Origin of the sequence: Microbacterium sp. H83 (genome assembly GCF_001650405.1) — a bacterium.
Taxonomy (GTDB): domain Bacteria; phylum Actinomycetota; class Actinomycetes; order Actinomycetales; family Microbacteriaceae; genus Microbacterium.
The window spans coordinates 83852-110715 of sequence record NZ_LWCU01000003.1 but is presented as its reverse complement, the minus strand read 5'-3'; the positions used below and the strand labels follow the sequence as shown (position 1 = coordinate 110715).

The window sequence follows — 26864 nt, the reverse complement described above, 5'->3', positions numbered from 1 at the left end:
GCCCCTCGTCGAACGCCGCCGCGAGCTCCCCCTCGCGGGCGTAGAGCGGACGGATCGCGCCGATGATGGTCTCGCCGATGATCTGCGGGACCTTGGTCGAGAGGATCATCTCGAACCCGTGGTCGCCGATCGTCCACGCCATGTCCTTCTCCCCCTCGGCGGCGATCGCCGTGTGGAATCCGTCCAGGCGGACGGCCGGCACCGGGGTCGGCAGCTCGCGAGCCGTGACGATGCCCGCGGCGGCGCCGTCGGCGAAGAGGGAGTTCGCCACGATGAGGTCGGGGTCCTCCGTCGATCGCAGATGCACGGTGCACAGCTCGACGCTGACGATGAGCACGACCGCCTCGGGGTCGGCCAGGCAGAACTGGCGGGCGGCGCGCAGCGCGGGCATCGACGCGTAGCATCCCATGAACCCCAGGTGGTAGCGCTCGACGCTGTCGGCGAGACCCAGCGCCCGCACGATCTCGTATTCGGGCCCCGGGGCGTGGAAGCCTGTGCACGACACGGTGACGACGTGCGTGACGTCCGACGCCACGACGTCGGGGTCGGCGTCGAGGGCGCGACGGGCCGCCTCGACGAACATCCGCGACGCCTCGCGCACGTAGATCTCGTTGCGCTGCTTGGTGCCCGGCGAGAGCAGGTGCCCGGACCGGCGGTCACGGAAGACAGGCGCGTCCGTCTCGTCCGTCCCTTCCGTCCCGTCCGTCCGGACGGGCGAGAGCTCCTCGATGACGGTGTGCCGGGTGTCGATGCCCGAGCCGTTGAACGAGGCTCCGATGAGGCGCTGGGCGAGCCGTCCGACGTCGGGCTGCCCGGCGAAGACGTCTCGCACCTGCTCCTGGGCGATGACGGTGTCGGGGACGATCGTCTGCAGCGATCGGAGGATTGCGGGGCGGCTCATGTCCGTCACTCAAGCACGAGCCGGCGACCCCCGGGAAGGGGCTTGCGCCCGACCCGGCGAGACCCGCCCTCAGAAGCCGAGCGCACGCGCCAGCTTCGACCCGGATGCCGCCTCACGGCCGCCCGCGGCGAAGATCGCCTTCTCCGCGGCGGCGAAGAGAGCCTCGCGGCCTGCGGCGTCGGCGGGGGCGGCGGGGCCGAGCTCCAGCTCCCACTCGCGCCATTCGCGCCGCACGTCGTGCCGGAGATCGGTGGCGCGGACCCGGTCGTCGACGAACTCCGCGACCACGCCGTCCGGTCCGGTGAGGAGATACGCCGTGCGGGCGTTCTCGATGCGGGCCAGAGGGGTGAGACCGCCGGTCGCCCATCGGCTGAGCGTCTCGACGACGGCCGCGGGGACGCTCTCCGCGTCGCCCGCGTCGACGTCCAGCGGCCAGCCGATCTCGACGCGGCCGTCGCCCTCACGCGGACCCTTGATGTGCCAGCCGGCGTCGGGCCCGCCGGTGCGGCGCCGCAGGGCGACGCCGGCGCGGGACAGCTGGGCGTCGGCCGTGTCGAGGTAGCGCGCGTCGAGCTCGCGGAGCTCGCCGGCGGACACGGCATCGACGCCGGGGACGCCCCTCCACTCGGGGAGAGGCGTCGCGTCGTCGACGTCGTACTTGCGCTCGACCTCCAGGACCCGGGACGGGTCGGAGCCGGACGGGGTCTCAGTCATCCGAGGGGTTGAGATCCTCGAGCGACTCGTCGTACCAGTAGTCGATCTCGGTGGGACCGTCGGCGTCGCCCGTGTTCTGCGGCTCGCCGCTGCGGTTGTACACCACCTGGGTCTCGCTGTAGGGGACGATCAGCTTGTCGTCCGCGTCGTCGAGGGGGATGATCTGCCCGTCGAGCGGGCCTCCGTGGAGTCGTGCGAGTGCCATGTCCTCACCCTAGACCCGCCGCCCTGTGCGCCGCCCGCGCGCCGCGCCTGCGGCGGGGCTCTCAGGTCGCGACGACGCCGAGGACGGCTCCGATGATCATCCACGGCCCGAAGGCGATCCGCGTGGTCCGGTCGGCGCGACGCAGCGCCATCAGCGCGAGGGCGTACAGCGCGCCGAGCACGAACGCGGATGCCGCGCCCACGGCGAGCGCCGGCCAGCCGTGCCACCCGAGCACGAGGCCGATGACGGCGGCGAGCTTGACGTCGCCCCCGCCCATCCCCTCCCGGCCGAGCGACCGCAGCGCCGCGTAGAAGACGCCGAGCACGAGCATGCCGAGCAGTGCCCGCACCAGCGCGCGGATCTCTCCTGTCGCGAGCGCGTCGAGGGAGGCGAGGACGAGGAGCGCGGCGAGCGTGGGCAGCACGAGGCGGTTCGGGAGCCGGTGGGTGCGCGCGTCGATCGCGACGAGTCGGCACCCGACGACGAAGAGGGCCAGGTGCACGCAGACGACGACCGGGGTGCGGAGATCCATCCGGGAAGGCTAGGAGATCGCGGGTCGTCGCAGTGCAGGGTGTGGATAACCGATCGTCCGGGGCCGATGTCGGAGGTTCGAATTATCGTCATCTGATCCAGTTGCTTTAGTAGTACATATATTCGAGGATGGAAGCATGGGGATCGGGCTCGATGCGATGACGTCGATCTCTCCGGCGGGTGACACCCGCGCCGGAGAGGTGCTGCGACTGCGCCGCGAGATCAGTCGCATGCAGCGTCGGCGCAGCGATCTCCCGCTCCTCCCCCTCGACCCCGCCTTCTCCTCGCTGCTTCCGGAGCAGGGCCTGCAGACCGGCACCGCGTACACGGTCTCCCCCTCACCCAGCCTCGTCCTCGCCCTGCTCGCCGCCGCCTCCCGCAAAGGTCTCTGGTGCGCGGTGGTCGGCATGCCCACCCTGGGCGTCGAGGCGGCGGCGGCGTTCGGCATCGAGCTCCCCCGGCTGATCCTCGTCCCCGAACCGGGAGACCGGTGGCTCGCCGTGACCTCGGCGCTCGCCGAGGTCGTGCCGCTGATCGCCGTGGCCCCCGGCGGCAGGGCGCGGGATGCGGATGCGTCCCGCCTCAGCGCCCGCCTGCGCGACCGCGGCGCCACCCTCCTCGTCGCGGAGTCGTCGACCTCGGGGGCCTGGCCGCAGAGCGAGGGCTCGATCCGTCTCCACGACCAGCACTGGCTGGGCATCGGGGAGGGATGGGGACTCATCGAGGGGTCCACGGCGACGGTGACGGCGAAGACGAGGCAGAGCCCCACGGCCTCGAGCGTCCGGGTCCGCCTGCCCGGCAGCGACGGCGCGGTCGAGGCGCTCGTCGACGAGCAGGCCGCAGCCGCGACGGTGGCGGAGCTGACGGCACTGCCCGCCCTGCGAGGCGCGGACGCCTCCCCTGCCGAGCACCCCCTGGCGGTGGCGGGATGAGTGCTCCCCTGCGCGTCCTCGTGCTCTGGTTCCCCGACTGGCCGCTGCGTGCCGCGCTGGGCGGCGATCCACCGCATCCGCCGACCGCCCTGGTGCATGCGAACACGGTCGTCGCCTGCACGGCATCGGCGAGGGAGCACGGCGTCCGCGCAGGTCAGCGGCGCCGGATCGCCCAGGGCCACATCTCCTCGCTGCGGGTGCTCCCGCACGACCCCGCGCGCGACGAGCGGGCGTTCCTCCCGGTGCTGCAGCTCATCGAGAAGCACGCCCCCGGTGCGGCGCTGCTGCGTCCTGGCCTCGCCGCGGTGCGGGCCCGCGGCATCTCCCGCTATCACGACGGAGAAGAGGAGGCAGGGCGCGCACTGATCGCCGTCCTCGCCGAGGCGGGCTTCCCCGAGGTGCGGGTGGGCATCGCCGACGGCCCGTTCACAGCGGAGCTCGCGGCGCGGGGGAACGCGCCCTGCACCGTGGTGCCGGCGGGAGCCGCCTCCGCGTTCCTCTCCCCTCTTCCCGTCCGAGTGCTGCGCGACGAGCAGCTCACCGGCCTGCTCATCCGGCTCGGCGTGCGCACGCTCGGCGAGTTCGCTGCCCTCGACGAGATCGAGGTCCGCGACCGCTTCGGCGAGCGCGGAGCCCGATTGCACGCCCTCGCCGCCGGCGCCGACTCCCGGGCCGTGGTGGCTCGTCCGCCCGACCCCGAGCTCGTGCGCTCCATCGAGTTCGAGTCGCCGCTGGCCGGAGCAGACCAGGTGGCCTTCGCGGTGCGGCAGACCGCCGATGCGGTGATGCTCGCGCTCGGCGACGCCTCCGTGGTGTGCACCGAGGTGCGGATCGACCTGACCGACGACGACGGCACGGTCTTCTCCCGCCCCTGGCTGCATCCGACCTGCTTCGATGCGGTGGACCTCGTCGACAGGGTGCGCTGGCAGCTCGAGGCGCTGGCCGCCGAATCGGCGAAGCAGCCGATCGACGAGGCACGGGCTTTCGGCGGCATCATGATGGTGCGCATCGTGCCGGTGGCGGTCGACGACGCCGCGCATCATCAGCCAGGGCTCTTCGGCTCCGGCACCGACGAGCGTCTGCACCATGCCGTCTCCCGCGTGCAGACGATGCTCGGACACGAGGGCGTCGTCACCGCCGCGCTGTCCGGCGGACGCTGGCTCGCCGATCGCCAGGTCCTCACGCCGTGGGGTGAACGGACCGTCGCACCCCGTGATCCCTCGCACCCCTGGCCGGGCAGTCTTCCCGACCCCCTTCCCGCCGAGGTCTTCCGCCCGCCTCGACCGATCGGCGTCCAGACCTCCGGGGGCGAGACCGTGCTCGTCGACGATCGCGGTGCGCTCACGGCGCCTCCGGCCCGCATCGACGGCGACCAGGTGCAGGCCTGGGCCGGCCCCTGGCCGATCCACGAGCGCCGGTGGGACGCCTCGGGAGGCAAGAGGGGGCATCGCCTCCAGATCGTCGACGGCCATGACCGCGCCTGGCTGGTCTTCTGCACGGGCGACCGCTGGTGGGTCGAGGGGAGGTACCGCTGATGGGCTGGCACAACCCTCCGCTGTCGTGGAACGAGCTGGAGCGCGCGCTGAGCGGTGAGGAGTCCCCGCACCCGATCGGCGGGGAGCCGCCGACCATCCGGCCCGACCCCGGCCCGGTGAGCACCCGGCGCACGCGGAAGCCGCCCACGTCGGTGAGCCGTCCGGACGATCCCGTCCCCTACGCGGAGCTGCACGCGCATTCCACCTATTCGTTCCTCGACGGCGCCTCCTCACCGGAGGATCTCCTCGCCGAGGCCGAGCGGCTGGGCCTGACGGCGCTCGCACTGACCGACCATGACGGCTTCTACGGCGCGGCGCGCTTCGCCGAGGTCGCCGAGCTGATGGACGTGTCGGTGCAGACGGTGTACGGCGCCGAGCTCTCCCTCGGTCTCGACGCCCCGCAGCGCGGCGCCGCCGACCCGATCGGCGATCATCTGCTGGTGATCGCCGACGGCCTGGACGGGTACCACCGGCTCTCCGGCGCCATGACGACCGCCCACCTCCGCGGCGGCGAGAAGGGCCGACCGGTCTACGACCTCGACGAGCTGGCATCGACGGCGGAGGGACACTGGACGATCCTCACCGGATGCCGCAAAGGCGGGGTCCGTCGCGGGCTCGAGACCGGAGACGCGAGGACTCCCCTGCGGCGGCTGGTCGATCTCTTCGGGCACGACCACGTCGCCGTCGAGCTGTTCGATCACGGCGACCCGCTGGACACCCGCCGCAACGACGCGCTCGCCGAGCTCGCGCGGGAGATGCGTCTCCCCGTGGTCGCGACCAACAACGTGCACTACGCCGCCCCCGAGCGAGCCTCGCTGGCCGAGGCCGTCGCCGCGGTGCGCGCGGTGCGCAGCATGGACGACCTCGACGGGTGGCTGCCGACCCATGGCGGGGCCCATCTGCGCAGCGGCGCCGAGATGGCAGCGCGGTTCCGCCGCTACCCGGGGGCCATCTCCTACGGGCTCGAGCTCGCCGGAGCCTCCGCCTTCCCCCTGCGTCGCGCTCGCCCCGCTCTGCCGGAGCAGAAGGTGGAGGACGGTCACACGCCGATGAGCTGGCTGCGGCACCTGGTGTGGGAGGCCGTGCCGACCAAGTACCCCCGGCTGGACGCGGACGGCCGTCGCCGGATCGCGCGGGAGCTCGATGTGATCGAGGAGAAGGACTTCCCCGGGTACTTCCTGATCGTGCACGGCATCGTCGCCGAGGCGAGACGACGGGGCATCCTCTGCCAGGGGCGGGGATCCGCCGCGGCGAGCGCGGTCTGCTATCTGCTCGGGATCACCGCGGTCGATCCGATCCTGTACCGGCTGCCCTTCGAGCGGTTCCTCGCGACCACGCGCCAGGAGGAGCCGGACATCGACGTCGACTTCGACTCCGATCGGCGCGAGGAGATCATCCAGTGGGTGTACCGGGAATACGGGCGCGAACGTGCGGCGCAGGTCGCGAACGTCATCCAGTACCGGCCGAAGAACGCCGTGCGCGACATGGCGAGGGCGCTGGGATACTCTCCCGGCCAGCAGGACGCCTGGTCACGGCAGGTGGACGGGTGGAGCACGGGACTGGAGGTCGCGGACGAGCACGACATCCCGGCGAACGTCCTCGACTACGCCGGCGAGCTGCTCAAGGCTCCCCGCCACCTCGGCATCCACTCCGGCGGCATGGTGCTGACACGGCGGCCGGTGGGCGAGGTCGTGCCCGTGGAGCACGCGCGGATGGAGGACCGCACGGTCATCCAGTGGGACAAGGACGACGCCGCGTGGATGGGGCTGGTGAAGTTCGATCTGCTGGGGCTCGGCATGCTGGCGGGGCTGCAGCACTGCTTCGACCTGGTCCGCGACGCGACCGGAGAGGAGTGGACCCTGGAGACCCTCCCGAAGGAGGAGCCGGCGGTCTACGACATGCTCTGCCGAGCGGATTCGATCGGGGTCTTCCAGGTCGAGTCGCGCGCGCAGATCGGGCTGCTCCCCCGTCTGCAGCCTCGCGCGTTCTACGACCTCGCGATCCAGATCGCGCTGATCCGTCCCGGCCCCATCCAGGGCGGCGCGGTGCATCCCTTCGTCCGCCGCAAGATGGCGAAGGATGCACTCGACGAGGAGAACCGAGCACGGACCGCGCGGGGCGAAGAGCCGGTCGTGCTGGAGATCCCCTACCCGCACGACGATCTGAGGCCCATCCTGGAGCGCACCCTCGGCATCCCGATCTTCCAGGAGCAGCTGATCCAGATGGCGACCGCCATCGGAGACTGCACCGCCGACGAGGCCGATCTGCTGCGTCGGGCGATGGGATCCAAGCGCGGGCTCGAGAAGATCGAGAAGGTCCGCGACAAGCTCTATGCGGGGATGACGCGGCGCGGGCTCTCCGCCGAGCAGTCCGATCGCATCTACGCCCAGATCCAGGCGTTCTCGAACTTCGGCTTCGCCGAGTCGCACTCGCTCTCCTTCGCGCTGCTCGTCTACGCGAGCTCCTGGCTCAAGCTGCACTACCCGGCCGCCTTCCTCGCGGGACTGCTGCGGTCGCAGCCCATGGGGTTCTACTCCGCATCCACCCTCACCGCGGATGCACGGCGGCACGGAGTCGAGGTCAGACGCCCCGATCTGCACGCCTCCGCCGCGACGGAGACCCTCGAGGCGCTCGACGACGCTCGTCTCCCCGGACCGACGGGGCGGGACTCCTGCAACGACGCGCAGCAGCCCGAGGTGCCGCGCTTCGACCGGACGCGCCCCGACGAGTCCTCCGCACATCGGAGAGACGGCGGCTTCGCGGTGCGGCTCGGCCTCAGCGGCGTCCGCGGCATCGGCATGCCGTTGGCGGAGAGGATCGTCGCCGAGCGGGACGCAGGCGGCCCCTATCGTGACCTGCACGATCTGGTGCGCCGGACCGATGCGAGCGCCGCGCAGCTGGAGGCCCTGGCGACCGCCGGCGCGTTCGACTGCCTCGGGCTGCAGCGCCGGGAGGCGATCTGGATGTCCGGCGCCGCCGCCGAGGACCGATCCCGCTACCTCCCCGGCACGACGGTCGCGGTGCAGCCCCCGCTGTTCACGGACCAGTCCAGCTACGAGCGGCTGTCGGCCGACCTGTGGTCGACCGGCGTCTCCACCGACGACCACCCGATGACGCACTTCCGCGCGCTGCTGCGAGAGCGCGGGGTGCTGTCCTCCGCCGACCTGCAGCACCACGAATCCGGACGCCGCATCGAGGTCGCCGGCCTCGTCACCCATCGGCAGCGTCCCGCGACGGCCGCGGGTGTCACCTTCCTCAACCTCGAGGACGAGAGCGGCCTGATCAACGTCATCTGCTCGACCGGTGTCTGGGGCCGCTACCGGAGGGTCGCGCGCGACTCCCCCGCGCTGATCATCCGCGGCATCCTCGAGCGCTCGGCGGAAGGGGTCGTGAACATCCTCGCCGACGCCTTCGAGGATCTCCGCACCGGAGTGACCCATCGCTCCCGGGACTTCCGGTGAACTCCCCGGAGCGCGATGTCGCGAGTCCGCGACGCAGCAGGAGGCCTGGCGTCCTCACGCGAGGCGCGTCCCGGGGCGGTCACCAGAACCGTTCGGGCTCCGGCTCCGGCATCCGATCGCCACCGCCCCACCGGTCGGCTTCCGCCTTCGCGGCCTCAGCCGCCGCATCCGCGCCCGTGAGCGCCGCCCGCGCTCCGACTCCTCCCGGACCGTCGCCGTCGGTGTCGATGACGACCACCGTGCGGTCGCGATGTCCGCCGAACGTGACCGTGCAGTCGAGGACTCGACCGAGCCAGTGCACGAGCTCGCCGCGGGGCTCCTCGGCGCGACGGAAGCGCACGCCGGTCTCGAGGTCGACGATCGCGAGCAGCACCGCCTCGCCTCTCGTCTCGTCGATGGCCTCGGTCACCTCGACGCGATGCCCGCGAGCGAGCGGAAGCTGCGCGGCGACTGCGAGCGTTCTGTCCATGGGTCCACTCTATGAGTGGACGTTCTCACGGCAACCCGGAGTCCTGGAGGAAATAATCGTAGATTTCTTTGTCCCCCAAATGGCGGACAAGACGTTTTCGCGATATTCTGCTTTCAGTAGCGGGGGCTACCGGCTGAGACGTTGGGGAATCAGCCGATGAGAGCAGCGAGATCTTCGCCGCCTCCCCTACCGTCCGGGATGGACGGTGAGCCCTCTCGAGAGGTCCATCTGGGGTGGATGACTCGGGAGGGCAACCAACCCCGACCGGCCGCTTGCCGGGCTAGCGAACGTCCTCGCACCCGTCAACCCTCGTCGACGTGCGCCCGTGACGTCGTAGCGTCGCTCCTCGAAGGAGGCGACCATGGTTTCGACCCCTCCGACCGGGCGCGTGCGGATCGGCGTCTCCGGCTGGAAGTACGCGAGGTGGCGCGGAGACTTCTACCCGAAGGGCCTGGTCCAACGCCGGGAGCTGCAGTTCATCGCCGAGCGCTTCCCCACGGTGGAGCTCAACGGCTCCTTCTACTCGCTGCAGCGGCCCGAGAGCTATCGACGGTGGAGGTCGGAGGTGCCCGACGACTTCACCTTCGCGGTGAAGGGCTCCCGCTACGTCACCCACATGCTCCGGCTGCGGGACGTCGACCAGGCGCTCGCGAACTTCTTCGCGTCGGGGCTGCTCTCCCTCGGGCGCCACCTCGGTCCCATCCTCTGGCAGCTGCCGGAGAGGCAGCATTTCGATCCTGAGCTGATCGAGCGGTTCCTCGGATCTCTCCCGACCACGACCGCAGAGGCCGCAGCCCTGGCCGCGCGGCACGACGAGCGCCTCGAGGGGCGCGCCTGGTTGCAGATCGACGCGGACGATCCGCTCAGCTATGCGCTCGAACCCCGCTCGGCGAGCTTCGCCCTGCCCGAGGCGCTGCAGCTCCTCACGCAGCACGATGTCGGCCTGGTCGTCGCGGACACCGCCGGCCGGTGGCCGCGCTTCGACGCGCTCACCAGCGATCGCCTGGTCTACATCCGTCTGCACGGCGCGCAGATGCTGTACCACAGCGGCTACACGCCGGCCGAGCTCGACGAATGGGCCGAGCTCATCGCCTCCTGGGCCGATGGGCGCGGCGCGAGCGACGGACGACCGCGCGACGTCTACGCCTACTTCGACAACGACGCGCGCGGTCACGCTCCCCATGACGCCGAGGGGCTGCAGCAGCGGGTGCGCAGAATCCTCGGCAGCTGACCGCCGTGCCGGTCCGACGACCGGCGCGGTCAGGCCCGACGACCGTCAGCGCGGAAGCGCGTGCGGCCCGCCACGATCGTCTCGATGATGCGGGCCTCGAGCAGCGACGAGGGACCCTCCGCGAACGGATCGATGTCGAGCACGATGACGTCGGCGGCGAAGCCCGGCGCGATGCGTCCCCGCCAGTCGCCGTCGCCGACGGACGCCGCGGCGTCGCGTGTCGCGTGGCCGAGCGCGCTCGCCAGCGGCAGAGCGTACTGCGGATGCGTCGCCGGCACGGAGCGATCGAGAGCCGAGGCCCTCGTCGATGCGATGTACATGTTCGCCAGCGACTCGTACGGTGCCGTGGGGGCGTCGGTCGAGAAGGCCAGCAGGGCGCCCGCATCCTCGTACTCCGGCCAGGCGAACGCCCGTTCGACGCGGTCGTCGCCGAGCATCTGCGCCCAGTTGTCGAAGATCGCCGGATCACTGTGCACCGGCTGCATCGAGGCCGTCACGCCGAGCCGCGCCATCCGCTGCGCGGTGCCCGGGGCGGCGTACTCGAGGTGCTCGATGCGATGGCGTCGCGGGAGATCGCCGTTGACGGCCACCGCATGCTCGAGCGCGTCGAGCGCGATGTCGCTCGCCCGGTCGCCGATCGCGTGCTGCGCGATCTGCAGTCCTGCGGCATCCGCGGCGACGACCACCGGATGCAGCTGCTCGACGGGCCAGATCGGCTCGGCGTTCGTGCCGTCGGCGTACGGATGCCGCATCGCCGCCGTGCACGCGTCGATGACGCCGTCGAGGATCAGCTTGATGCCGACGACGCGCAGCCACGGCGAGGTCGACGCCTTCGCGAGGTCGGCGGCGCGCGCCACCTGCGCCAGGTTGGCGGCGTCGTCGCCGGTGTTGGTGACGATCCAGTGCGCCGCGACGCGGAGGGGCAGCTCACCGCCGTACCGGGCCCGCGCCCGCTCGAATGCGGCGAGGCCGAACTCGTCGAACGCCATGTCGACGACTCCGGTGACGCCCGTGGCGAGGTAGGCGTCGATGACTCGGTCGACGTCGGCGTCGCGATCGGCGTCGGTCGTGGTCTCGTCTCGATGCGCCCAGGCGTACTGCGTCGCCGCGGTCTCGAGGAGGAGTCCTGTCGGCTCGCCGTCGGCATCGCGCACGATGCGACCGCCGAGGGGGTCGGGGGTGGCGCGCGTGATGCCGAGCTCGGCGAGCGCAGCCGTGTTGACCCAGCACGAGTGGTAGTCGTTCGCGTCGAGGTAGACCGGGATGTCGTCGATGACGGCGTCGATCATCGCGGCGGTCGGCGCGCCGTCGGGCACGGAGTCGAACAGCCAGCCGCGCCCGCGAAGGACAGCCGTGCCGGGGCTCTCCGCACGAGCGCTGCGCAGCGCTTCCTGGATCTCGTCGAGCGATCGGGCGGCGGTCAGCGGCACCTGGCCCAGCGCGGCGCCCGTCATGAGCAGGTGGGTGTGCGCGTCAGTGAACCCGGGGAGCATCAGGCGCCCCTCGAGGTCGACCGTCTCGTCGGCATCGGGCGCGCCGTCGGTGGTGCCGACGTAGGCGATCTCCTCCCCGTCGACGACGATGGCCTCCGCCCAGGTGCGCGCCGGGTCGAGGTCGGCGGTGAAGATGCGTCCGTTGAGGTAGCGGGTGGTCACGGTCGACCGTCCTTTCCGAGAGGGGTGCGCAGCAGCGCGGCATAGAGGAGGGCGGACACGGCCATGCCGAGCGGCACCGACACGTCGACATGGCTCGTCAGCTGCGCGATCGGCCCCTCCCACACACTCGTCGAGAGGCACACCGCTGTGACCACGCCGCCGACGAGGAGGGAGGTGATGCCCGGGATGCTCCATCCGGCGGAGTACCAGAACCTGCCGCTCCTGGTGTCGTGGAAGAGGTCGATCCCGTCGTACCGGTATCGACGGAGGAGGACGTCCACGACGAAGATGGCCATCGCGGGCCCGGAGACCACGACGAGGAACTGGAGCATCAGGTTCGCCGCCTCCAGGAGGCTCGAGGACAGCACGAGATAGATCGTGAGCGCTGTGCCGACGACGCCGACGATGATTGCGGCGGGGATGCGGCGGAGCCGGAAGCCGATCGCCTGCAGCGCCATGCTCGATGTGTAGGCCGTCATGGCGTTCAGGGCGATGGTGTTGAGGACGACGCCCACGACGAGCAGCGGCCCGAGCCATCCGGGCAGGAGGTCGAGCAGGGCGACGTCGATCCCGACGTCGAACGCGGCGGCACTCAGGCCGGTGGCGAGCAGCACGCCGACGATCGTGAACACGATGAACGGCACGGCCCCGCCGAGCGCGGTCGCCGCGGCGATGTGCGAGGGCTTCGTGCTGCGCGGGAGGTAGCGGGCGATGTCCGGGCTGTTGATGAACGACAGCGGGGTCGACGCGAGGATCGTGAAGCCGATCGAGACCGACGACCACAGGGCGGTACCGGTCAGCGGCGCCGGGGCGGAGTACTGCCAGTCGACGGTCGGGAGGATGAAGCCCGCGACGGCGAGGAAGATCAGGAAGAGCGCCGCCGCCATGTACGGGTAGGCGCGCAGGATCAGGCCGTGGCCGAAGATCGCCACGAGGATCGTCACGGCCGCGACGACGACGGTGACGCCGATCGGCACCCACACCGGGTCCTGCAGGCCGACGCGGCGCAGCAGGTCCGCACCCATGAACGACGAGGCGAGCCAGGTCAGCGAGAGGAACACGGCGCCGATGAACCAGCCGACGAGGGCGACGAAGAGCCGGTTGCCGAGGATCCCGTACATGGCGCGGGTCACGACGGAGCCGGCGGTGCCCGATGCGGGTCCGCTGCCGGCGATCACGCCCGGCAGGATCCACAGCAGCGAGGCGGCGAGGATCACGGCGATCGCCTGCCAGACCTCGAGGCCGAGCAGGATCAGGGATGCGCCGATCGTGAGATTCAGGATGCTGACGCTCGGCGCCGCCCAGATCAGGAACAGGTCTCTGGCACGACCGTGGCGCTGCGTGTCGTCGATGAGCTCGATGCCCCGCGTCTCGGGGCGAGCGGCGGAGTCGGCGACCTCGGCGTCCGGGGCGAACGCGGGGCCTGCCGACGTGCTGCGGGCACTGCCGCCGCCGACGGCCGCACCGTCGGCGGTGGATCGGATCCCGGTCATGGAAGTCCTTCCGGGAGGAGCGTCGTTGCTATTGGTCGGGTGCCCAATGGACTATTGGTCACTCATTCAATAGCATGGGAGACGTGACGTCAAGCACTTCCTCTCCACGGATCCGCAAGCAGCCCGAAGAGCGGCGCGAGGAGATCCTCGCCTGCGCTGCGGACATCGCGATCGAGGAGGGGCTCGAGCGGATCACCCTCCGCGCCGTGGCCGCGCGACTCGGAGTCCGTCCAGGGCTCATCACCCACTACTACCCCGTGGCCGAGGATCTCGTCGTCGCGGCGTTCGCCCGTGCCGCCGTCATCGAGCGCGAGCAGTTCTTCGCCGCCGAGGGCACGCCCGTCGAGCGCCTGGCCCGCTTCGTACACCACATCGAGCGCGGCGCCTCACTCCCCCTCGCGCGCCTCTGGCTGAACGCCCGACACCTCTCGCGGTTCAGCCCCGCGCTCGACGCGGAGCTCGAGGTGCAGGACGCCCTCGACCGCGAGCGCCTCACCCGCATCATCGACGACGGCATCGCCGCGGGCGACTTCTCGCCGGTGGATGCCGAGACGGCGTGCATCCGCATCCTCATCGCCGTCGACGGCGGCGGTTCGTATGTCAACGCCTCCGCGCAGTCGGAGCATCCTGCCCACAAGCGGGTCGTCGCCGACGTCGCGGAGTGGACGCTCGGGCTCGCGCCCGGAACGCTCGGCGAGGTCGTCGCGCGGGAGGCCTGAGGTCGGTCGCGTCCTGGCGCGTTCAGCGCGGATCACGGAACCGCTCGGGTCAGCGGCGACGGTTCCCGGGCAGGAGCTCGTGGGCGCCGTAGCTGTTGTCATCCGGATTGACAGTGACCCCGGGCGCGACGAGCTCGTCGATGCGGTCGAGCACCTCGGTCGACAGCGTGATCTCCGCCGCCGGCAGGTACGATTCCAGCTGCTCCATGGTGCGAGGGCCGACGATGGCGGAGGTGACGCCGGGGTGGGTGATCGCGAACGCGATGGACATCTCGATCAGGGTCATGTCGTTCGCCTCGGCCAGCAGCGCGAGCTCTTCGACGATGTCGAGCTTGCGCTGGTTGGCAGGTGCTGACATGTCGAAGCGCGCGGAGGGCCGAGCCGACGAGGTGGGCGCGGCCGCGGCATCCTTCCGCCACTTCCCCGACAGCCACCCTCCGGAGAGGGGGCTGTAGGTGAGCGTGCCCATGCCGTGCCGCCGCGTGGTCGGGAGGACGTCCTCCTCGATGCCGCGGACGAGGATCGAGTACGGCGGCTGCTCGGTCACGAAGCGTTCGAGGTTGCGGTCACGCGACGCCCACTGCGCTTCGACGATCTGAGATCCGGAGAACGACGACGACCCGATGTAGCGGATCTTCCCCTGATGGACGAGGTCCGAGAGGGCTCCGAGGGTCTCCTCGATGTCGGTGTCGGGGCTGGGGCGGTGCACCTGGTACAGATCGATGTAGTCCGTGCCGAGACGGCGCAGCGAGTTCTCCACCTCCTGGATGATCCACCGCCGTGACCCGCCGCGGTGGTTGAGGTCGTCGCCCATCGGCATGAAGAACTTCGTCGCGAGCACGACATCGTCGCGGCGACCGGCGAGTGCCTTGCCGGTGATCTCCTCCGAGGCCCCGGCCGAGTACACGTCGGCGGTGTCGACAAACGTGATGCCCGCATCGAGCGCGGCGTGGATGATGCGGATGCTGTCGTCGACGTCCTGGTTGCCCCAGGGACCGAACATCATCGTGCCCAGGCACAGCGGGCTCACCTTCACGCCGGTGCGGCCGAGAGAGCGGTGGTCCATGATCTTCTCCTTCTTCGCGAGTGCGGGGGGTGGTCAGGCTTCGTCGATGACGACGTCGAAGAACGCGTCGCGGGGCTGGTCGGGGTCGGGGCCGCCGCGCACGCCGGTGTCGAGGGCGTCGATACGAGCGAGATGCTCGCCGGTGAGCTCGAAGTCGAAGACATCGAAGTTCTCCGCGATGCGCGCCGGGTTGGTCGACTTCGGGATCACGGAGCGCCCCTGCTGGATTCCCCAACGCAGCATCACCTGCGCGGGGGTCTTGCCGTGCGCATCCGCGATCTCGGCGATGGTCGGATCCTCGAGCACGCTCCGCTTGCCGTCGCCCCAGCCGGGGTAGAAGGTGATGCCGCCGATCGGCGACCATGCCTGCGTGAGGATGCCGTGCGCAGCATCCGCCTCCTGGACCGCCCGCTGCGTGAAGTACGGGTGCAGCTCGACCTGGTTCACCGCGGGCACGACGTCGGTCTCGGCCAGCAGGCGCTCGAGGTGGTGCGGCATGAAGTTGCTGACGCCGATCGCCCGGACGCGTCCGTCGGCCAGAAGGCTCTCCAGAGCCCTGTACGCGGCGATGGTCGTCTCGAAGCGGGTGGGCGCGGGCTGATGCAGGATCAGCAGATCGAGGGTGTCGACGCCGAGCTTGCCGGCGGCCTTCTCGAACGCGTGCAGCGTCTGGTCGTAGCCGAAGTCGGACACCCAGACCTTGGTCTCGAGGAAGACCTCGTCGCGGTCGACGCCCGACCGGCGCAGTCCCTCGCCGACCTCCCGCTCGTTGCGGTACGCGGCGGCGGTGTCGATGTGCCGATAGCCGATGCGGAGAGCCTCGGCGACCGCCTGGGCCGTTTCCTCGGGGGCGCTCTGGAAGACCCCGAGGCCGAGAGTCGGAAGGGTGACGCCGTTGTTGAGCGTGAGGTCGATCATGGCTTGTCTCCTGTTCGGTGAGCTGCTGGTCTCCACTCAACGCCCCCACCGCGACTCGCGACAGTCACCCCTGTGACCGGTACTGACAGTTCCCCCGTGCCGGGAGCCGCCGTCCGCGAGCCGCCGTCGGTGCGAGCCGTCCGCCTCTGCGAGCCGTCCGCCGGTGCGAGCCGCCCCGGCTACGCGGTCGACGCGTCCGTCGACTCGAACTCCTGGGTCGCGGCCCACGACGCGAGCACGCGCAGCGCGTCCGCCGATGGCGAGCCGGCGGGCGCGGTGTAGACGTTCATGACGAGTCCCGGCTCGCTGGGCAGCTCCATCGACTCGAAGTTCAGGTCGAGGTCGCCGACGACCGGATGATGGATCCGCTTCAGCCCGCTCCGATGGAAGACGACGTCATGCGACGCCCACCGCTGACGGAACAGCTCGCTCTGCATGGAGAGCTCGCCGACCAGCTTCGTCAGCTCCTCGTCATGCGGATTCCTTCCCGCCTCGAGGCGCAGCATGGCCGCCGCGTCGTTCGCGATCCGGTCGTAGTCGCGCCAGAACTCCCGCGCGGCGGGATCGAGGTAGGTGAATCGTGTGGTGTTCGGTGGGTTCCGCGGGCCGTCGAACACGGGCGCGTACAGCGCGCGTCCCATCCTGTTCGCGGCGAGGATGTCGTGCCGTCCGTTCCGGACCCACGCCGGAGCATCCGCCATCGCGTCGAGCACCTGACGCACGGCGGGACGCACCTCGCTCGGCTTCCGCTTCGGCGGGCGTCGGGAGGCGCCGGCCGAGCGGGCGAGGTCGAAGAGATACTGGCGCTCCGCGTCGTCGAGCTGCAGCGTCCGCGCCAGCGCGTCGAGCACGCTCTCCGAGGCACCGGCGAGGTTCCCACGCTCCAGCCGGACGTAATAGTCGACGGAGACGCCGGTCAGCATCGCGACCTCCTCGCGGCGCAGCCCGGGCACGCGTCGGTTGCCACCGTACGCGGGCAGCCCCGCGGCATCCGGCGAGAGTCGAGCCCGACGCGACGAGAGAAACTCCTTCACCTCGGCATGCAGATCACCCATGGATCCACAGTACGAGCGGGAGACACTCGGTGGGAGTGACTGCCGCACCCTCCCAGAGCGCATCGCCTCGGAATGGCCGCACCGCGCAGCACGGCGACCTGCGCCGGCATGAGAAAAGCCCCGGAGCTCCGCGTGGCCTCGCGGTTCTCCGGGGCTTGCTGGTCGGGCTGACAGGATTTGAACCTGCGACCCCTTGACCCCCAGGCGTCCAGACGGCGTCGTCAAGGCTGAATCCCGCGTGACGCCGGGGCTCAGATCATGCAGGACGCTTCGTGCGATGCATGATTTGCATGATTCTGGTCCCCTTCTGGTCCCCCCCCTCCCCGCTGATTGAAGTGTCTGGTGGTTACGAAGGCACCTGTCGCCCAGGGTCGAAGCCCAGTGACGTTGCGAGGGCGCTACTCCCCCATCCCTCGTCTGTGATCTTCCAGATTGAAGCGATGTGAAGCGACTCCAAGTATCGTGCGTGCTCGTCGCCAATCGGCTCGGAGAACACGGCCAACAAGTGCGGCTGCCGAGTGTCGTTCCGGTACCAGAAATAGCGGTACTCCAAAAGCTGTGCGGTCGCTTCGCGCACTGCTTTGGTTGCGTTGCCGCGATATACCTGTTTCACCTCAACAAGACAAACCTCGCCGACCCGGGTCAGTTCCATGTCTCGAGGATGGACATTGGTCGCGGGTTTCCAGCCGCGCGCCGCGGCAGCGATACCGAAGGTCCTCAGCGTCTCTTCATGATCTCGTCGTTTCGTCAGCACCTGACCTTGCAGTCGAGCAATGTACTCGCCGCTGTCTTTGGGTTTGAAGTCGGCGAGAAGCTCGGCTTCAGTATCATCACGCAGGCCCGCGCGGTATCGCTGCGCCTCGGCAATCGAAAGCGGACTGAGTCGCCACGGACCTCCGCGCGTCGACGGCAGCATCTCTCCTCGATGCTTGAGCTGGTCGTATAGGGAGTCGACGTTGTTCTGCCACGCGGCTTCGCCTCGTCTACCAACGCGCGGCCGCATGTCCTCGGCGCTGAACTCGTCCCCAAAGAGGTGCGTGATTCGCGCATGCACCTGCCGCCGGTATGCCTGCTCGCCGAGGTCCACGACCGCAGTGAACAACCAGCGCCGCACAATGGCACGAGACGATTCGGTCATGTGTCAACCGTAGCTTTCAGCCATGTCCACACAGCCGCCAGTTCCGGTGCGTCTTCCGGCTCGGAGAACTCTGTCCGACCCGGATGCCCGTACGTATACGAGGACTCTCGCTAGAACCAAAGTCGCCAAAGTTCGACCACACCCCAAACGAGCGCGGTTCCAAGAGCAGCGGCCACCGCGCCGACGAGCACCTGTCCGACGACTCCCAGGGCACCCGCGGCGGTACGCTGGCTCCAACTCGGTCCGACAGCTTCACGTAGCGTCTGCGGCCAGCGGAGGAAGCTCGCGATCACGCCGACAAGTCCGCGCTCATGCTGAAGCGCGTTCTCGTACCGAGTACGCGCCTGACCGATTGCGAGATCGACCGCTGACACCACCATCTGGGGCTTGAGCTCGTCAGGACGTTCTAGCGCGAAATGCCAGTTCGCGATGGGGTTGACGGTCGTCATGTAGGCAGCATTGCGCATCGTGAACGTGCCACCGCCGTTGGCGCTGTATGCCTCCTGCGCAGCACCCGCCGCGATTGCGGTGTCCCTCTGGAGCTGGGACCACTTGTCGTCCGAAACGGCGGGAACTAGCCTCGGTAGATCCCAGTCGCCACCCACAGGCTTCGAGGCGTTCATCAACTCGATGAAGGCGTGACGGAACTCATTCAGCCGTTCACCCTGCTGCTCAATTCGAGTCGACGGTTTCCCCATAGTTCCATCCTTGTCAGCAGTACCGACTCTGCTCGACCGACACGCTCTAGGGCTGCCTCCGCCGGGTCTTCCAAGAACGTCCGCGCATTCCGCGCTGGTCGTCGATCGGACCCGCCTCAACGGAAGCCGCAAGCCTGCGCTGATCGCGGTGCTGGGCGTGCGGCTATTGCTTCTTCTTCGTGAGGTTGAGGTTGTATGTCTGGCAGGCGCAGCGAAGCGACTCTTCGGCTCCGGTCCTTCCGCTCACGGCGATCCATGATTCGCAGTCAGCGTTCTCGCACCGGAAAAGCGAGAGGAAGTCCTGTGCCGCAGCGAGCACAGGGCGGAAGTCGGCCGCGGTGCCATTGGCCCAGTCGTTGTTGTGGACGAGCTTATTGAGAAGCCACGACTCGGCATCTTGCTCTGGGACGACGGCGTTCCGGCGCTGCTTGAGCTGTTCAACTCGTTGGGTCTGCGGCTGGTTTCCCCAGGATTGCGCCGAGCTCGCGGCCAAGCCCAAAAGCTTTCCGTGGCGGCCTTTGATGGAGTCCAGGAACGCCGAGAGGTCGTAGGTGCCGTCGCTGCGGTAGGGCACCGACCCCCCGATGCTCTCGGCGATATCGGACGTGCTCGCTTCGAGTGCTCGTCGGAGCTTGTGGGCAGCACCGGCTACGTCTTCTTTTTCGAGGTCGGCTTCGATTGAGGCCCACGCATCGCTCACGCCGTAGGCGGGGCCGGCGTCGACTGTCCAGCCGTAGAATCGTGCCATCGAGGCGGACTTGACGAGTCCGGATGCGCGCATCTGACGAGCCCAAACCTCGTCATGCGTGGTGATGATGAACTGGACGCCAGCGAACTCGGTCTTTAAGAGTTCAGCGAAGCGGCGCCGGTGGTTGGAGTCGACGGACATCACGACGTCATCGAGTACCGCGTACTTGAAATCTGGGCCGAGAAGCTGCTTCACCAGGGCGAGGTACAGGCAGACACCCATCCCGTCCTGATGACCTTCGCTGTGATAGGCCACGGGCGGGAACATGCCGAGCTGGTAGAAATCGACCTTTAGGTCGAGGCTTCCCGAGCTGGGGACGAGCTCAGCGCGAAAAGCCTCCTCATCGTCTGCATTGACGAACTGGTAGTAGCGGCTGAAGTCGTGTTCGACAGTGGCGTACAGGGTCGACAGTGCTTCGTCGGCGGACGCACAGTAGAGGTCATAGGCTTCCTGGGCGGCCTTCTTCACAGCGTCGGACTTCTTGGCGTCTACGCGCGCGAGCCGAACGCGGGTCCATCGGTCCTTGGCGAGATCAAGGAAGGTGCGCGCAGCGTCCTCGTCAGACTCATCAGGGGCATCTTCGAGCGCGGTGCGGAGCGCGTCGAAGGCCTCCGTCAACAGCTTCGGAGGAACGTGAGCCGTCACAGAATGCGAGGCGTCGTGGGCGGTCACAGCCTCGAAGGTGCCGACCGTTCCTTCCAAGACGGCAAGCGAGTCCGTCCAAGACTTCAGAAGATGCGGAAGATCCTCTGATCCGAAGTTGCGTGCGGACGGAACAATCCGCTCTGCCTGCTCGCGCAAGCCTCGGAGCGCCGTCCTGTATGAAGCGGCCGCCGTGGTGACTTCACCGCGTAGCTTCTGCGCTGCCTCGGTGGCGGCGATGCGCTCGGCGATGTGTGCTTCGAGGCTCTCCTGGGACTCCCAAGCTAGATCGCAGAGCGGGCAGGTGGCGGCCTCGACCGCCGCGAGCCCCAGATCGAGTAGCTCTCGGTGCCGGATCGCGTCCATCATGGATGGGTTGGCCACGAAGGTCGCGACCTTGCCTTGAAGTTCCTCGCAGGCCATCTTGATCGCATCGTCTTCGGTGATCACTGTGCGCAGCGTGGCGAGTTCGCGTCGAGCGCTATCCAGGTTGATCGAGCTGGACTTCCGCCGTTCACCCGATCCCTGCAGGACGTCAGTATCAACGGTGAGCTCGATCAGGGCCGCCAGCCCAAGAATCTCGCGACGCTTGTTGATTTCGCGCAAGACCTCGGCAGACAACAGCGACGTCAGGCCAAGATGCTGTTGGAAGGACCGTTCGGCGAGCGCGCGCTCCGACGCGCCCGTCTTGGCGTCCGTTGCGGCCTTGAACGAGGCCGCTTTAAGCGACTTTCGCAAGGCTTCGACGCGATCGAGCTTCAGGAGCGCCTGCACTTCGGCGGCGCGCTGCCCGGGCTTGGCGACAATGTAGTTGATCAGCTCGCGGCGCGAGAGGGTGAGTTCGGGATGATCCGCCGCCGCTTGGAGTGCCCTGCGCATAGCGGGCGTGTCCGGAGTGAGCGTAAAGGTGGCGGCAGTCTTCACGCTGCGCGTGATCGTGGCCACCTCGCCCGATTCGGTGTCCCTCACGCGGAGCACGACCTTAGCGGCGGCGGGGTCGTCGCGCCGGTGGACATGCGGTCCGTGACGTAGAAGCGTCACGCCCGCGGTTCCGTCGCCGGCTAGGCGCGCGATGCTACCCGTGAGGCCGAAGTCGATGGCGTCGACGACACCGCTCTTGCCAGACCCGTTCGGCCCGTATACAACGAACGACTTGGCGGCCAGGTTCAGATCGATGGAACGGATGCCTCGGAGCTCCTCGACGTGGAGGTGTTCAAGCTGGATCATACGGGCTGGTCTCCCACGTTCGTCTTGGTCGCCTCGAGGAGAGATTCTGCTGTAGGCACGCGATCGCTGCGGACGAGTTCCATCAACTTCGCGGCCAGCTCGACCGAGATCGCGTCTGATGCCGCTAGACGGTTCTCGAAGTCGCTTAGAATCTGGCCTTCAAGAGGTGTGGGCACTGTGGCCTCCTACTGACATTGTGACGAAGAAGAGGACTGGTGAAGGTCTTGGTAGGGGCGTGGATGTAATGATGACCGAGTATCCGAGGGCAGAGGGAAGCGGATCGATGATTAGCCGGTCTGGCTCAAGTGGATGCCTCTTTAGATTCGAGTAGCGCGTCGATTGGCTTTCGGTGGTCTACTCATCTCGTCCGTCGAACCACCGAATGGGAACATCGGAGTATCCGCTGACGCGTTGCTCCAAGAGGTCTGCGCGACGGCGCAAGAAAACGTCCGGGTCCGCCAACGATTCCAGCAGTGGTCCACCCGGAAGTAGTTGCGATTCAAGGGCAGCTTCCGGGACCGTGCTCAGGAAGCTGCCGCGTTCCCGTCGCACTTGGCGAGCTGACGCACGCGTCATCAGAACCATCCCGAGGACGCGCAGATGAAGATCCCCCTCGCCGCGCGGAAACAGGCTGACGACAACTGCGTCTTCAGCAGGACTAACGATCACTTCGCCAGTCAGGAAATCACGCGGTTCCTCTGCCGCGAGGAGCGAAGTAAACGCCGACCACAGGGCTGACTGTTGTCGGCGGGTTGCACTTTGAAGCAGTCGACGATCAATCGCGAAAGAAGCTGAGGACCAGTCCGGGTTCACCTCAGACAGTAGTCGAGAGTCCAACGCTATTCGGGTACTCGAACCGACCCCATAGTCCATCCCCAGTGAACGGGCCCAGAACCAGGTAGAGAGCTCAGCGTTATCCTCAAGCGAGTCCCGTCCCAAACGCATCGCCCGATCAGCGAGCGGCAGCAACAGACCGCGGTATGGCATCCAGGAAGGCGCAGGGATCCCAATGTTGCGGAGCTTCAAGACAGCCGCTTCAGTTGCGGCCACTGCCGGGTCCCACGAGCCACGAATGTCCCGCGCTTTGAGGCCGAGGAGCGCGGGCTGACGAACGTCACCCTCAAGATTGAGCGAGATCGTTTGGATCACCGGAAGTCCATCGTCTCCGAGCCAGTGCGCAATCGGCTCGCTCTCGCGACGCGCTGTTTCCCACCTATCCCGCAGATTCCATTCCGGCTCGTATACCCGCGCGACGAGCAAGTCGAACGTGTTTAGCCGCAAGCCGGTCAAATTGATCCGTTCGAAAATCCGAGCAACGGCTGCCGGTGGTAGGTCGTTGTCAAGCAATACAGCCGGGAACGCATATGTATTCAGTCGTCCAAGGTGAGACCGGTAGACATCCGCCAAGAGTCTGCCGACCTCTCCGCGCTCCCTCTCCGGTGTCGCTTCGATCACGCGGTCGCGCCAGGCGAAAAAGTCTGACGCGGTTCGAAGTTCATGCAACGGCACCAGGCGTTCTCGACTTTGCCGCTCAAGCGGGTACTCGCGTTTCCACTTCCCGCGTGGGACAAGCTCGATGAGTTCCTCAATCGCCTCGGCGCTCCCGTCGGAGTTGGCCAAGTCCTGCGCGCGAAGGATGAAAGCAACGTCTCCGCGCCCCCGGATCGCGTGAAATAGGGCGGTGAGACGCTGCTGCCCGTCGAGGACGACATACCGCACATCGTTAGCGAGATCTGGACCGTCCTCAAACTTCCGAACTTCAAAAAACTTCGGCGCTCCACTCATCAGTAGGAGGCTCCCCGCGGGCCAATCGGAGAGCAGAGTCGCAAGCAAGCTGACGACGTCCGAGTCCGACCAGTCGAAGTCACGCTGAAACGCGGGAAGTACGGCCGTGCCTTCTTCCACCGAGTCAAGCAAATCCTCAAGGCGAATCTGCTTCGCATCAACAGCTAGTGCGCTCATTACCTAGACCTCATCCAATCGGTTCATGCCGGCCAGGAGCGGCTTATAAGCCGTGAAGAAGTTCGTCGGATACTCCTCCGGGCTCTGGTTGTACACGAACGCAACACGATCGCGAAGTTCGTCCGAGTCTCCGGGAGCCGCGAGGGTCACAATCGTCGTTCGATCGATCGTGACAACCTCATAGCCGAGGTCGAGATCATGCTCTACAACGCTAAGTTTGCTTCCTCGGTGCAACTGTTCAGAACCCTGCTTTGCGTCGCGCCACAGTCGAGCAGCTCGCGCGACCACGTCGCCAATATTGTCGGCGAGCCTTTCGGCAGTAACCCCGCGCAACTCGGCTTCCCGCGCGAGATAGGCTCCGCCATTCACCGGCACTGCGATGGTCACCGACAGAGGCCGCTCACGTGCGACGTCTCGAATCACGTAGGCGTTTCTGTCGAGCCAATCTCCGTTGTAGGTAAGTACGGTGATGTCATTCGCGGACGCGAGCAAATGCTGCCAGTCCAATTTTGAACGAGGAGACACATCCTGCAACCCCGACTTCGCGATACTCGATCCGAGCCGAAGATAGTGCCGGAGATCCGTGCTGTGATCGCGGCGAACAAAAAACTCCCAGATGAGCGAAACGACTGCCAGACCGAAAAGAACTCCCAGCACATTGGTGGCCGCCGCGTACAACCACGGCCAGAGATTGTCGCGGAAAAGCTCCAGAAGGACTAGTGCCGCGAGCGTTAGGACACCACCGATAACCGCGAGGGTGAGGACACTTCGGCGTGTCGCCGCGAAGGCCTTATCCATAAGGGTGCTCTCGCCCATTGCCAAGGAGCGCGTCTACGCGTGACTGCTCGGCGAGACTAACGCTATTCATCGCTCGACCGCCAGGACTGGCTGCGACCGTCGCCGACGCGCTTCTTTGTGCAAGTTCACTGGGGTGGCGTCGATTACTCGCCGCACCATTTCGGCGATGAAGTACCCCGGCTGGAGGTCAGCGGGGACAAGCTCGACACGGATCGCAACGTGAGGCAGGTTTGCCAATGCTTCCTCAACCGCTGAGAGTTCGACGCTTTCCTCGGCGACCTCGTCGTCTTCGAGTGGCGTGATACCTGCCTCGGCAAGGGGGTCTTCCCCGTCGCCAGGGTCATCGTTGCCCTCGTCGACGGCCAGGTGCGCTCCGTATTCAATGATAATGAGAGCAACAGCGTGATAGGCATCGTCTTCCCTGCCAAGCTTCTGGAGCAGATCAATTAGCCATTCGGCTTTGTCAGGTGACTCGTCGAAGATCGTGGAACGAAGCCCGTACGCGAAGCCGAGCGCTGCGAGGGGATGTCGGAGACGAAGGTTCTTGGCGTCGCCGTAGGATTCTTCTACACGGTTGGCGGCGTTCTTGCCGAAGCTGGAGTCCATTCGTTTCGTGCTGATGAGCAACTCGGGTCCGGCAACCCAGTTCGACATGACCACATCGACCTGTTTGAGGTAGTTCTTACCCAGAATGCTGGCGCTCGATGCTGCTGCGCCGGCCGGTGGGGTCTTAGCGCGGAGTCGTTTCCAGAGCGCTTCGCGCTCCTTAACGGTGACCTTCTCAAGCAGGCTGACCACGGGTCCAGGAAGGATTCGCGGTGCGGTCGGTCGGGGCCACACTGCGTCCGCATCAAAGCCCGCGCGGCGGAGTTCGTACGAGAGCCACACATCGAGTGCAAGTGCCGGGACACCCGTTGTCGTTGGGGCCTTCAAGTAGAGAGGCACCCCAAGAAGGCGGGTAAGTGTTGCGTAGTCAGGTTCGTAGACCAGGTTGCCGTCGGGGCCCTTCGTCCACGGGTTGCTGTGGACGCCTTCGGGTGCCGCGTCGGCGACGATGCGGTCAAAAATGGCCCAGGCTTTGGCCTTCGTTGACGGTTCAGCGGCCACTTCGTCCCCTCGCTGTGCGTCGGTGTGTCATAGCCGCGTGAGCTACCCGTACTCGAGCCAAGTCAGCTTCCGAGACAATGCCCGCGCCTGTGAGCAGGACGCGGTCCACAAGTTCAACGGCCTGGGCGAGCTTTCCGTGCTGCAGCAGCGTCGCGACCCTCGGTTTGATAGCGCGGAGTGCGTCGGCGTGCGCCTGAATGTGTTCGGTCGAAGGCATGGCCCAGACATCGGCTTCGCGAGGTTCGAGCTTGAGAATCCCGCCCCCGTACGAACGACCGACCATTTCAGCATTCAGAAGGGTGACGGAGTTCAGACTGGCGAGAGGCAGCAACTCTCGCCCCAGCGCCCGAACACCGTCCTTGAGGTAAACGCCGTGGACAGAATTCAAGTGCCCAGCCTGCGCGCTGTTGGTGGTCAGGCGTGGGGTATCGGCGTTCATGCAGGTCAGCAGCAGGTCCGCTGGCGGCAGGAGCGGGACTCGATACCAGGGCTTACGGACCCGGCACTTGTATGCCTCGTCGACGCCGGCGAGATGACCGGTCGCAATGTATGCCTGAGCCGCGGGAGATGGGGTCTCGGACGGGCGGAACAGCCAGGTCGCCTTGCCCTTCTGCCCGAGTCGGGTCATGGCATCACTGGAGAGCTCCAGTCCACGGAGATGCGAGCTGCCGGGCGGGGAGAGCCGGATCAGGTCTTTGCGAGTGAGACCGAGCTCTTTCACCCGTGCGGGCGAGAGGGCAAAGTACCGGTTGTTGCCGGTCACCATCCCGAGCGTGGTGTCACCCCAGGCCTCGAGGTTGGTGAAGTGTCCGCTAGCTTTCAGGGTGCGGAGCGGCTCGATCGCGTCCGGGTCGACGAGTAGGCCAGTCCACTTGGCCGCCGGGTCCGGTGGCGTCCAGGTCAGCGGGCCGCTGAGCGTGGAGAGAGCTTCGGCGTCTTGTGCCTGATAGATGGTGGCGTGATCGGTCGGCCCTTCGTCAAACCCGTCGGCGAGGAGAAGGACCACGTCAGCCTCGGCCTCGGGGAACACCTGCTCGGTGAACAGCACGAGCTCTACGCTGCGGAAGCGATCGAAGAGGAACTGTCTGACGGCGGCGGCGTAGTTCACGCTGAGCAGTTCGGCGGGCAGCACAAGTCCCATCCGGCCGCCGGGTTTGAGGAACAGGGCGGAGTGGATGGTGAAGGCTGCCCAGCTGGAGGCGAGCGCCGTCAGTGCGACGCCTGCTTTGAGCGCGGCGGCGCGGGAGCGTGTGCGGGACTCTCCGGTGAAGTCCTGGTAGCGGATATACGGCGGGTTTCCGATCACCACGGAGTAGCGGGGCTCGGGTTCGACGAGGAAGAAGTCGCTAACGATCAGGTTGGGGTCTCCCCCGGCCTCCTTGACCCGGGTGCGGGCGATACGGGCGCTGTGCGGGTGGATCTCCACCCCGTCCACGCGGGGCGCTGCGGTGTCGCCGTTGGCTAGCTCTTGGAGACGCCGGACGGCTTGCACAAGGAACGCGGCATCGCCGGCTGACGGCTCCAGCACCGTATCCTCTGAGGTGCGGACTGCCCAGTTCGTGATGTAGCGGGTGATCGCGTCCGGGGTGAAGAACGCGCCGCGAGCCTTCCGCAGCTCAGCCGTGTCGACAGCGGCGGGTGCAGAGGAATCGAACATGT

General features: G+C 67.7%; 23 protein-coding genes. 5 read left to right on the top strand and 18 right to left on the bottom strand.

Features of this window, described 5'->3' with window-relative positions:
- The 4 genes from A4X16_RS02545 to A4X16_RS02530 form a co-directional block, all read right to left on the bottom strand.
- Window positions 1-901: type III polyketide synthase (locus A4X16_RS02545; protein WP_231880240.1), on the bottom strand; the 901-nt coding region annotated here is incomplete at its 3' end.
- Window positions 902-970: 69 nt separating this feature from the next.
- The gene (locus A4X16_RS02540) at window positions 971-1615 is read right to left on the bottom strand and encodes a CYTH domain-containing protein (protein ID WP_067115839.1); all 645 of its coding nucleotides are present in this window, start codon (window positions 1613-1615) and stop codon (window positions 971-973) included.
- A complete protein-coding gene (locus tag A4X16_RS02535; protein ID WP_067115836.1) occupies window positions 1608-1820 on the bottom strand; it encodes a response regulator in 213 nt (70 codons plus the stop codon). The genes A4X16_RS02540 and A4X16_RS02535 overlap by 8 nt, the downstream gene beginning before the upstream one ends.
- 61 nt (window positions 1821-1881) lie before the next feature.
- A complete protein-coding gene (locus tag A4X16_RS02530; RefSeq protein WP_067115833.1) occupies window positions 1882-2352 on the bottom strand; it encodes a prepilin peptidase in 471 nt (156 codons plus the stop codon).
- Window positions 2353-2488: 136 nt separating this feature from the next.
- On the opposite strand from A4X16_RS02530, the gene A4X16_RS02525 reads away from it, so the two are divergent.
- Genes A4X16_RS02525 through A4X16_RS02515 form a run of 3 tightly spaced genes read left to right on the top strand, consistent with a single transcriptional unit; the run spans window position 2489 to window position 8279 of the window.
- Window positions 2489-3283 (top strand): hypothetical protein, encoded by a 795-nt coding sequence (locus tag A4X16_RS02525; RefSeq protein ID WP_082914222.1) that lies wholly within the window; start codon window positions 2489-2491, stop codon window positions 3281-3283.
- The gene (locus tag A4X16_RS02520; RefSeq protein ID WP_067115830.1) at window positions 3280-4818 is read left to right on the top strand and encodes a DNA polymerase Y family protein; all 1539 of its coding nucleotides are present in this window, start codon (window positions 3280-3282) and stop codon (window positions 4816-4818) included. Before A4X16_RS02525 ends, A4X16_RS02520 begins: the two co-directional genes overlap by 4 nt.
- Window positions 4818-8279: an error-prone DNA polymerase gene (locus A4X16_RS02515; protein ID WP_067115827.1), complete on the top strand. Its 3462-nt coding sequence runs from the start codon at window positions 4818-4820 to the stop codon at window positions 8277-8279. The genes A4X16_RS02520 and A4X16_RS02515 overlap by 1 nt, the downstream gene beginning before the upstream one ends.
- A 79-nt stretch (window positions 8280-8358) precedes the next feature.
- Here the strand turns inward: A4X16_RS02515 and A4X16_RS02510 are convergent, their stop codons facing one another.
- The gene (locus A4X16_RS02510; protein ID WP_067115824.1) at window positions 8359-8748 is read right to left on the bottom strand and encodes a hypothetical protein; all 390 of its coding nucleotides are present in this window, start codon (window positions 8746-8748) and stop codon (window positions 8359-8361) included.
- Between the two features lie 361 nt (window positions 8749-9109).
- Between A4X16_RS02510 and A4X16_RS02505 the strand changes: the two genes are divergently transcribed.
- The gene (locus A4X16_RS02505; RefSeq protein ID WP_067115821.1) at window positions 9110-9979 is read left to right on the top strand and encodes a DUF72 domain-containing protein; all 870 of its coding nucleotides are present in this window, start codon (window positions 9110-9112) and stop codon (window positions 9977-9979) included.
- A gap of 29 nt (window positions 9980-10008) precedes the next feature.
- Here A4X16_RS02505 and A4X16_RS02500 read toward each other — a convergent pair whose 3' ends face one another.
- A complete protein-coding gene (locus tag A4X16_RS02500) occupies window positions 10009-11634 on the bottom strand; it encodes an amidohydrolase (protein ID WP_067115818.1) in 1626 nt (541 codons plus the stop codon).
- Window positions 11631-13127 carry a purine-cytosine permease family protein gene (locus tag A4X16_RS02495; protein ID WP_082914221.1) on the bottom strand — a complete coding sequence of 499 codons (1497 nt, stop codon included), beginning with the start codon at window positions 13125-13127 and terminating at the stop codon, window positions 11631-11633. The genes A4X16_RS02500 and A4X16_RS02495 overlap by 4 nt, the downstream gene beginning before the upstream one ends.
- A 74-nt stretch (window positions 13128-13201) precedes the next feature.
- Between A4X16_RS02495 and A4X16_RS02490 the strand changes: the two genes are divergently transcribed.
- Window positions 13202-13846 (top strand): TetR/AcrR family transcriptional regulator, encoded by a 645-nt coding sequence (locus tag A4X16_RS02490; protein WP_067115815.1) that lies wholly within the window; start codon window positions 13202-13204, stop codon window positions 13844-13846.
- 49 nt (window positions 13847-13895) lie between these two features.
- On the opposite strand, the gene A4X16_RS02485 is transcribed toward A4X16_RS02490, so the two are convergent.
- From A4X16_RS02485 to A4X16_RS02445, 11 genes are all read right to left on the bottom strand, one after another.
- Window positions 13896-14912 (bottom strand): aldo/keto reductase, encoded by a 1017-nt coding sequence (locus A4X16_RS02485; protein ID WP_067115812.1) that lies wholly within the window; start codon window positions 14910-14912, stop codon window positions 13896-13898.
- A 33-nt stretch (window positions 14913-14945) separates the two neighbouring features.
- Window positions 14946-15830: an aldo/keto reductase gene (locus A4X16_RS02480; protein WP_067115809.1), complete on the bottom strand. Its 885-nt coding sequence runs from the start codon at window positions 15828-15830 to the stop codon at window positions 14946-14948.
- A 179-nt stretch (window positions 15831-16009) separates the two neighbouring features.
- The gene (locus A4X16_RS02475; RefSeq protein WP_067115806.1) at window positions 16010-16885 is read right to left on the bottom strand and encodes a helix-turn-helix transcriptional regulator; all 876 of its coding nucleotides are present in this window, start codon (window positions 16883-16885) and stop codon (window positions 16010-16012) included.
- A 346-nt stretch (window positions 16886-17231) separates the two neighbouring features.
- Window positions 17232-18023: a hypothetical protein gene (locus A4X16_RS02470; protein WP_067115804.1), complete on the bottom strand. Its 792-nt coding sequence runs from the start codon at window positions 18021-18023 to the stop codon at window positions 17232-17234.
- Between the two features lie 110 nt (window positions 18024-18133).
- Window positions 18134-18721 (bottom strand): hypothetical protein, encoded by a 588-nt coding sequence (locus tag A4X16_RS02465; protein WP_067115801.1) that lies wholly within the window; start codon window positions 18719-18721, stop codon window positions 18134-18136.
- A gap of 163 nt (window positions 18722-18884) precedes the next feature.
- Entirely contained in the window at window positions 18885-21338 is a 2454-nt protein-coding gene (locus A4X16_RS02460; protein ID WP_067115797.1) for an AAA family ATPase, read from the bottom strand.
- The gene (locus A4X16_RS17690) at window positions 21335-21514 is read right to left on the bottom strand and encodes a hypothetical protein (RefSeq protein ID WP_141369236.1); all 180 of its coding nucleotides are present in this window, start codon (window positions 21512-21514) and stop codon (window positions 21335-21337) included. The genes A4X16_RS02460 and A4X16_RS17690 overlap by 4 nt, the downstream gene beginning before the upstream one ends.
- Before the next feature lie 178 nt (window positions 21515-21692).
- Window positions 21693-23300 (bottom strand): GmrSD restriction endonuclease domain-containing protein, encoded by a 1608-nt coding sequence (locus A4X16_RS17345; protein WP_082914220.1) that lies wholly within the window; start codon window positions 23298-23300, stop codon window positions 21693-21695.
- A 3-nt stretch (window positions 23301-23303) separates the two neighbouring features.
- The gene (locus A4X16_RS02455; protein WP_141369234.1) at window positions 23304-24122 is read right to left on the bottom strand and encodes a hypothetical protein; all 819 of its coding nucleotides are present in this window, start codon (window positions 24120-24122) and stop codon (window positions 23304-23306) included.
- A 42-nt stretch (window positions 24123-24164) separates the two neighbouring features.
- Window positions 24165-25205: a hypothetical protein gene (locus tag A4X16_RS02450; protein WP_067115790.1), complete on the bottom strand. Its 1041-nt coding sequence runs from the start codon at window positions 25203-25205 to the stop codon at window positions 24165-24167.
- Window positions 25195-26862, bottom strand: a complete 1668-nt coding sequence (locus tag A4X16_RS02445; protein WP_067115787.1) for an HsdM family class I SAM-dependent methyltransferase — start codon at window positions 26860-26862, stop codon at window positions 25195-25197. The genes A4X16_RS02450 and A4X16_RS02445 overlap by 11 nt, the downstream gene beginning before the upstream one ends.
- Between the last annotated feature and the right edge of the window lie 2 nt (window positions 26863-26864).